The organism is Pseudomonas sp. NS1(2017), assembly GCF_002269425.1.
Classification (GTDB): Bacteria; Pseudomonadota; Gammaproteobacteria; order Pseudomonadales; family Pseudomonadaceae; genus Aquipseudomonas; species Aquipseudomonas reactans.
On the sequence record NZ_CP022960.1, the window covers coordinates 5,259,836 to 5,268,455 of the forward strand.

Sequence of the window (8,620 nt, forward strand, 5' to 3'; positions counted from 1 at the left end):
GCTCGCCATAGGGAGGCTTAAGCACCCGGCTGCAGTAACAACGCCACCAGCGCACTCCATCCCGTCTGATGGGATGCGCCCAGCCCGCGTCCGGTTTCCCCGTGGAAATACTCGTGGAACAACACCAAATCACGGCTGGCCGGGTCTGCTTCCAGCTGGGCGTAACCCGCCATCGACGGCCGTGAGCCATTTTCATCACGCAGAAAAAGACGCGTCAGGCGCTGACTGAGGCCGTCGGCGACGTCCTCCAGGGAGGACAGGTAACCACTGCCGGTCGGGTACTCCACCGAGAAGTTGTCCGCGTAATAGCGGTGAAACTCCCGCAACGACTCGATCAGCATGTAGTTGACCGGCATCCACAACGGCCCGCGCCAGTTGGAGTTGCCGCCGTACAGCCGCGAGTCGGATTCGCCCGGCTGGTAACTCGCACTCAGGGTATTGCCGTTCATCTTCAACGCCAGCGGTTGTTCGGCAAACGCCTTGGACAGGGAGCGCACGCCAAAGGCCGACAAGAACTCGTCGTCATCCAACATGCGCCGCAACAGGTCCTTGGTGCGCTCACCGCGCAACAACGCCAGCAACAGGCGATTGCCCTGCCCCGGTTCGTTCCAGCGCGAGACCAGTTTGGCCAGGTCCGGCCGGTGCTTCATGAAGCCCAGCAAACGCTCGCGCAACCCTTGCAGGCCTTCATGCTCGCGCTGCTCCAGCACCAGCACGGCAAACAGCGGCATCAGCCCGACGATCGAACGCAGGCGCACCGGCTCGTTCTGGCCATCGGGGCGATGCAGCACATCGTAGAAGAACAGGTCCTGCTCGTCCCACAGGCCTTCGGCGCTGTCGTCGACGCGGTTGATGGCGCCGGCGATATACAGGAAATGCTCGAAAAACTTCACTGCGATGTCGACATACACCCCGTTGCGCTTGGCCAGCTCCAGCGCGATGCGCATCAAGTCCAGCGCATAGGCCGCGACCCACGCCGTGCCGTCGGCCTGATCCAACTGGTAACCCGCTGGCAACGCGGCCGAGCGGTCGAACAAGGCGATATTGTCCAGCCCGAGGAAGCCGCCTTGGAACAGGTTTCGGCCTTCTGCGTCTTTACGGTTGACCCACCAGGAGAAATTCAGCAGCAGCTTGTGGAATATCCGCTCCAGGAAATCCATATCACCTACGCCGGTCAGCGCCTTGTCCTGCTGGTAGACCCGCCAACTGGCCCAGGCATGCACCGGCGGGTTGGCGTCGTCGAAGCGCCATTCGTAAGCGGGCAACTGGCCGTTGGGGTGCATGAAGCGATCTTTCACCAGCAGCAACAGTTGCTGCTTGGCATAGCCCGGATCGATCAGCGCAATGGCCACTGCCTGGAAGCCTTGGTCCCACGAGGCGTACCACGGGTATTCCCAGGTGTCGGGCATGGAAAGGATGTCGAAATTCGACAGGTGCCGCCAATGCGTATTGCGGATATGCAGGCGCTCGGGCGGCGGCGCAGGTTGTGCCGGGTCGCCGTCGAGCCATTGGTTCACGTCGAAATAGTAGAGCTGCTTGGACCACAGCAGCCCGGCCAGGGCCTGACGCTGCACATTGCGCGCATCCTCATCGGCGATGCCGCGTTGCAAGGCGGCGTAGAAGTCATCGGCCTCCTGGCGGCGTTGTTCGAACAGTTTGCGGGCGTTGACTGGCGGCGCGTCGACCGGCGCAAAACGCAGGTAGAGGGTTTTGCTTTCCAGGCCTGCCAGGTCGAGGATGAAGCGCGCGGCGACTTTAGTCCCGCTGTCGCGTCGAATCGCAGTGTGGTCACCGCCGACTACGTAATCATTGATCCCGTCCTTGAACGGCCCCGGTGCCGGCTGCCCATCCAACCGGGGGACATTGGTTTCGTTCTCGCAGAACAACCATTCCACGCCGTCCTGGCCCCAGGCACTGAGATGGCGATCCGCCAATTCATGATGACGCGCCAGCACCTGTTCACCGTCTCGCATCAACTGCGGCTTGGGCGCGTCGAAGGTCCAGCTCCAGTCATTACGCGCCCACAGCTGGGGCAACACCTGCAAACGCGTCGGTTGCCCCGAACGGTTGTGTACGGTGATACGCATGAAAATGTCGTCGGGCTGGTGCTTGGCATATTCGACGCTGACATCGCAGTAGCGGTTGTCTTCGAACACCCCGGTATCGAGGATCTCGTACTCGGCATCCGCCAGGCCACGCCGGGCGTTTTCGCTGATCAGGTCGGCGTAGGGAAAGGTGGCGTGGGGGTATTTGTAGAGCATGCGCATGTAGGCATGGCTCGGTACGCCGTCGACGAAAAAGTACAACTCCTTGACGTCTTCACCGTGGTTGCCTTCGGCGTTGTTGAGGCCGAACAGGCGCTCCTTGAGGATCGCGTCACGCTCGTTCCACAGGGCCAGGCCCAAGCACCAGCGTTGGGACTTGTCGCTGAAACCGGCTAAACCATCCTCGCCCCAGCGATAGGCGCGACTGCGTGCGTGTTCATGGGGGAAGTAGGTCCAGGCGTCACCATCGGCGCTGTAGTCTTCGCGCACCGTGCCCCATTGGCGTTCGCTTAAATAAGGGCCCCACTCGCGCCACCGCTCGGCATCCGGCTGCGCCAGGCGTTGGCCTTCGAGGGTTGCACGTATTCGGTTGTCGGGTGTGGCCGTCATCGGGTCCTCCATTGCCTACCAGGTGAGAGGCAGTGTAGAGCCCAATGACGCCCGGGTGCACATGAAGACTTAGAAGATCGCGTAGGTGTAGTTGAAGATCAGGCGGGTTTGGTCCTGGTCGGCGGTGCCGGTGTTCTTGCCGTGATAGGTGCCGGTACGGAAAGTCGTACCAAAACCTTTCAGAGGACCGGCCTGCACGACGTAGTCCAGGCGGAAGTCGGCTTCGTTTTCTTTCTGGTCAGGGCCACCGGCGACCTTCGACTTGATGTCCCGGCCATCCAGGTAAGCCACGGACGCCTTCAGGCCCGGCACGTAGGCCTTGAAGTCATACGAGTACTGACCAAAGTTGACCTGCTCGCCCGCGCGGGAGAATTGGCCGACCACGGCGTCAGTGAACAGGTAGAAGTCGCTGCCGCCAGCGCCTTGTGCATGCGGATCGGCCAGGCTGCCCTGGTTCACCCACACAAAGCCGCCGTCGTCACCCACGCCAATGTGGCCGAGCATCAAGCTGCTGCCGCCCAACTGGTAGGTGAAGGCCGCGCTGTAGGTCTTGTTGTCCACTTCGCCGGCGTGCTTGGCATAGCCACCGTTGTTGTTGAACTGATAGCCGCTCTCGCCGTTCTTGCCGTCGCTGCTGCTGTCGAAGTAGCGCAGGTCGGTCTTGAACGACTGGTCATTGCCCAGCGGCAATACGTGGACCAGGCCGAAGTAGTTCTGTTTGTAGAAGTCCTGCAACTGGGCGTAGTAGTACTGCAACGTCAGGTTTTTCGCGATGACGTTGTCGGAAGAGCCAAACGGTTTGTAGTCCACCCCACCAAATTTGAAGCTGTCGCTGTCGCGGGTGCCGCCGGCCACGCTCAAGCCCGTAGAGTTGCTGGAGGCACGGCCTTCAGCGCGGTTCAGCTCACCACCGGTGAAGGTGACGTTGGGGATGTCGTTGGAGGTCAGGATGCCGCCGTCAAAGGTCTGCGGCGCCACGCGGCTGTCGTTGGACACCAGGATCGGCAACACCGGCGCCAAGCCACCCCCCACATGCAATTCGGTCTGGGAAATGCGGAACTTCACGTTGCCCGCCGCGCGACCGAAAGAATCGGCAGGTTCAGTGCCGTTGTTTTTGGTCGGAAAGAAGCTGTTGCCGTTGCCCGACAGGCCCGCGCCCGCCGTGTGGCCATCGCCACCGTCCAGACGCAGCGCGCCGAAGGCCATGACGTCAAACCCCAGGCCGACGGTGCCTTGGGTGAAGCCGGATTTGTAGTCAAAACGCAGCGCGGTTGCGGTTTCGCGCAGGTCGTTGTTGGTCCCCGAGCGGTTATCCGCGCTGTAGTACATGGTCCGCGAGCTGATGGCCGCGTGACTGTCTTCAAGGAAACCGCTGTGACCGTTGCCCGTGCCCAGCGAACCGAGCCCGAAATCATCAGCGAATGCCTGTTGTGCAAGAACGGCGGCGGTGATCGACAACGCCAGTGTAGAAATTTTCATTAACGACAGCCCCTAAACATTTTTTTATGTGTCTGGTGTGCATAACGGCGTTTTCATCCTTGCAAACGTGACGATTCTTTCATGCCGACCGGGGCGGACTCCGTGAAGAATTAGTTAGGAAAATCGCCCTTAAATGAAATTTCTCAAGGGCTGGTTTTTGTCATATTCACGTCATCTCATTCATTTGCAGAATGAAGTCCTGAGGATTCTTCGTTTGCAAGCGCGCCTTGCGCTCAACAAAATCCAGGCACAGGCCACCTCTATCGTCATAGCCATCAGGAATTTTTCTATGCCTAGTACCGCACATGTCAGCCCAGACGAGATCCGCAAGGGCTTTTCCAAGGCCATGTCCGACATGTACCGAGATGAAGTTCCCCTGTATGGCGCGCTGATGGAGCTGGTGGCCGAGACCAATGCCCACGTGCTCGACACCCAGCCGCAGCTGGCGCAGCAGCTGCAACGCACCGGCGAAATCCAGCGCCTGGACATGGAACGCCACGGCGCGATCCGCCTGGGCACGGCTGAGGAACTGGCGACCATCAGCCGCCTGTTCGCAGTGATGGGCATGCAACCGGTGGGCTATTACGACCTGACACCGGCTGGCGTGCCCGTGCACTCCACCGCGTTTCGCGCCGTGCACGAACAGGCGCTGCAAACCAGCCCGTTTCGCGTGTTTACCTCATTGCTGCGCCTGGAACTGATCGAGAACCCCGACCTGCGCGCCTTTGCCGAAACCGCCCTGGCCAAGCGCTCGATCTTCACGCCCGGCGCCTTGGCGCTGATCGAACAAGCGGAAAAGCACGGCGGCCTCAACGCCGTGGATGCCGATGAGTTCATCGGCCAGGCCCTGGAAACATTCCGTTGGCACCACACCGCCACCGTTACCGGCGCGCAGTACCAGCAACTGAGCGACCAGCATCGCTTGATCGCCGACGTGGTCGCCTTCAAAGGCCCGCACATCAACCACCTGACTCCGCGCACCCTGGACATCGACCAGGTCCAGGCCGCCATGCCCGGCAAAGGCATCACGCCAAAAGCCGTGATCGAAGGACCGCCTCGCCGCCGCTGCCCGATCCTGCTGCGCCAGACCAGCTTCAAGGCCCTGGACGAACCCATCGCCTTTACCGACGCCCAAGGCAGCCACAGCGCACGCTTTGGTGAAATCGAACAACGCGGCGTAGCGCTCACGCCCAAAGGCCGTGCGCTGTACGACCAGTTGTTGAACGCCGCGCGCGACGAATTGGGCACTTTTCCCAATGAAGGCAACGCCACCCGTTATGTCGAATTGATGGAACGGCACTTCCAGGCCTTCCCGGATGATCACGCGCAGATGCGTGAACAGGGCCTGGCCTACTTCCGCTACTTCACCACCGAGCAGGGTCTGGCGGCGCGTGGTGCGGCTGATCAACCGCGAACCCTGGACGCATTGATCGCAGCGGGCCACATCGATGTGGAGCCTTTGGTGTATGAAGATTTTCTGCCGGTGAGTGCGGCGGGGATTTTCCAGTCGAACCTGGGGGATGCGGCGCAGAGTCACTACGCGGCCAATTCGAACCAGGCCGAATTTGAAAAGGCGCTGGGCCGTCGGACGATCGATGAATTGAAGCTGTATGGCGAGACGCAGCAGCGCTCGATTGATGCGTGCACACAGGCACTGCTGGCCTGAATGAAGTACCCACCCGGCTCACCAGCGCAATCCTTGCGCCGCAACAGTCCCCAGAGCCGGGTGGGCGGTGGGCATCATAGGCAGTGTAAGCCTCCCTGTCCTTCAGACAATTCTGAACAAATGTGTCCGCCCCTGCTGTAGGAGCGAGCTTGCTCGCGAAAAACCTAAGAGCGCCGCGATGAACCAGAAGCGCTGCGTTATCGTTGACGTTTTTCGCGAGCAAGCTCGCTCCTACAGGGTGGTGTGTTTTTGGCTTATGCCAACTTCGCCACAATGTCGTCTTTGATCAACAGCCGTTTCTTCTTCAGCTTCTCCACCTCCTCATCGCTGGCGCTTGCCGATTCTGCCTTCAGCACCTCCTTGTCAGCGTCATCGTATTGAGTGAGCAGCGAGTCCAGGCGTTTGTCGCTCGCCCTGCGTTCGTGAACGACTTCCTTGCTCAACCCCAAGTCCTGATACAGGTCGTGTTTCACTGGCATGGCGTACCTCCGCACGTTGATCAATGGCTTACGCCCTAGAAGCTAGACCATTGCGAGGGGTCTTGTCATGTCCGGGGTCAATACAGCCCCGTTCGTCGCGGCGCAGGTGTTTGGATCAAACCTTTGCGGCGCCCTGCCCTCCACTCTAGATAGCCATTCGAGGGAGACCGGTTTCATGACTCATGCCGCCACCGCTGTCGACACCCAATGCATCAACACCATCCGCACCCTGGCCATGGACGCCGTGCAGAAGGCCAATTCTGGCCATCCGGGCACGCCCATGGGCCTGGCGCCGGTGGGTTACACGCTGTGGAGTCGCTTCCTGCGCTATCACCCGGAGCATCCCGACTGGCCCAACCGTGACCGTTTTGTGTTGTCGGTGGGGCATGCGTCGATGTTGCTGTATTCGCTGCTGCACCTGGCGGGTGTGGTGGAAATCGACGCCCATGGCAAGCGCACTGGCCAGCCGGCAATCAGCCTGGACGATATCAAGCAGTTCCGGCAGGCCGATTCAAAAACTCCGGGCCATCCCGAGTACCGCATGACCACTGGCGTGGAAACCACCACCGGGCCACTCGGCCAGGGCTGCGCCAACAGCGTCGGCATGGCGATGGCCGAGCGCTGGTTGGCCGAGCGTTTCAACCGTGATGGCAAGGTGTTGTTCGACTACAACGTCTACACCCTGTGCGGTGACGGCGACATGATGGAAGGCATCAGCAGCGAAGCCGCGTCGATGGCCGGGCATTTGAAGCTTGCGAACCTGTGCTGGATCTACGACAACAACACCATCAGTATCGAAGGGCACACCGAGTTGGCGTTCAGCGAAGACGTGATCCAGCGCTTCCAGGCCTATGGCTGGCACACGTTGCACGTGACTGACGCCAATGACTTGCAGGCGCTGAGCGCAGCGTTGGAGACATTCAAGGCGAACACAGGAGCGCCGACGCTGATCGTGGTCGACAGCGTGATCGGCTACGGCTCGCCCCACAAGCACAACACCGCCGCCGCCCATGGCGAGCCATTGGGTGATGATGAGATTCGTCTGACCAAGGCTGCTTATGGCTGGCCGCAGGATTCAAGTTTTCTGGTGCCGGACGACGCGCGCACCGTCTTGCGTGATGCCCTGTTGGAACGCAGCCAGGCGTTGTACGAAACCTGGAGTCAGCACCTGTCGCAGTTGGAGCAGTACGAGCCGGAACTGGCTGACGAGTTGCGCCGCATGCGTGCAGGAGAAATGCCCGAGCATTGGCAAGATAATTTGCCGCACTTCGACAGCGATCCCAAGGGTATCGCCAGCCGCGCAGCCGGTGGCGAAGTGCTGAATGCGTTTGCCCAACAAATCCCCTGGTTGCTCGGCGGCTCGGCAGACCTGTCACCGTCGACCAAGACCAACCTTACCTTCGACGGCGCCGAGCGTTTCAGTGCCGACGACTACAGCGGGCGCAACCTGCACTTCGGCATTCGTGAACACGCCATGGGCGCGATTGCCAATGGCATGGCGCTGTCCTACCTGCGGCCCTACACCTCGACCTTCCTGGTGTTCAGTGACTATATGAAACCGCCGATCCGCCTGGCGGCGATCATGGAATTGCCGGTGGTGTTTGTGTTTACCCATGACTCGATTGGCGTCGGTGAAGACGGGCCGACGCACCAGCCGATCGAGCACCTCACGCAACTGCGCGCCACACCGGGGTTGCTGACACTGCGGCCCGGCGATGCCAATGAAACCCTGGAACTGTGGAAGGTCGCCCTGGCGCAAACCCATCGGCCGAGTTGTGTGGTGTTGTCGCGCCAGCCGTTGCCGACGTTGGATCGTACGAAATATGCGGCGGCGTCCGGGGCAGCCAAAGGGGCTTATGTGTTGGCGAGTGCCAACGAGCCCAAGGTGATTCTGTTGGCGACCGGCAGCGAGGTCAGCCTGGCCGTGGCGGCGTATGAACAGTTGGAAAACGAAGGGATTGCGGCGCGGGTGGTCTCGATGCCGAGTTGGGAGTTGTTTGAAGACCAGGACCAGGCGTATCGCGACAGCGTGTTGCCGCCAGCGGTGAAGGCGCGGGTCGTGGTGGAACAGGCTGGGCCATTGGGTTGGGATCGGTATGTGGGGCAGACCGGGGCCAAGGTGGTGATGAACAGCTTTGGCGCGTCGGCGCCGCTGGCCAAGTTGCAGGAGAAGTTTGGGTTTACGGTGGAGAATGTGGTGGAGCAGGCTTTATCGCAGGTTCAACTGATTCAGGGTTGAGCTAAAAGTGGGATTGATCGCGAATGCCGGGGGGCAGTTTTTTTGGGTGGGTACATATCCGTTATTTGGGTAACGGCTACTTATGGTTCCGCTCTTACAGCGG

5 protein-coding genes are annotated in these 8,620 nt (G+C 60.7%); 2 read left to right on the plus strand and 3 right to left on the minus strand.

Annotated elements, in window-relative coordinates; all coding sequences use genetic code 11:
* Window positions 1–17: 17 nt before the first annotated feature.
* Window positions 18–2,654: a glucosidase gene (locus tag CI807_RS24505; protein WP_177409601.1), complete on the minus strand. Its 2,637-nt coding sequence runs from the start codon at window positions 2,652–2,654 to the stop codon at window positions 18–20.
* A gap of 69 nt (window positions 2,655–2,723) precedes the next feature.
* A complete protein-coding gene (locus tag CI807_RS24510; protein ID WP_095016592.1) occupies window positions 2,724–4,133 on the minus strand; it encodes an OprD family outer membrane porin in 1,410 nt (469 codons plus the stop codon).
* Between the two features lie 289 nt (window positions 4,134–4,422).
* Here CI807_RS24510 and CI807_RS24515 point away from each other — a divergent pair, with 289 nt between their 5' ends.
* Entirely contained in the window at window positions 4,423–5,799 is a 1,377-nt protein-coding gene (locus tag CI807_RS24515) for a VOC family protein (RefSeq protein WP_095016593.1), read from the plus strand.
* A 254-nt stretch (window positions 5,800–6,053) separates the two neighbouring features.
* Here the strand turns inward: CI807_RS24515 and CI807_RS24520 are convergent, their stop codons facing one another.
* On the minus strand, window positions 6,054–6,278 hold the full coding sequence (locus CI807_RS24520; RefSeq protein ID WP_095016594.1) for a DUF465 domain-containing protein: 225 nt from the start codon (window positions 6,276–6,278) through the stop codon (window positions 6,054–6,056).
* A 175-nt stretch (window positions 6,279–6,453) separates the two neighbouring features.
* Here CI807_RS24520 and tkt point away from each other — a divergent pair, with 175 nt between their 5' ends.
* Window positions 6,454–8,517 carry a transketolase gene (tkt, locus tag CI807_RS24525; protein ID WP_095016595.1) on the plus strand — a complete coding sequence of 688 codons (2,064 nt, stop codon included), beginning with the start codon at window positions 6,454–6,456 and terminating at the stop codon, window positions 8,515–8,517.
* Window positions 8,518–8,620: the final 103 nt, after the last annotated feature.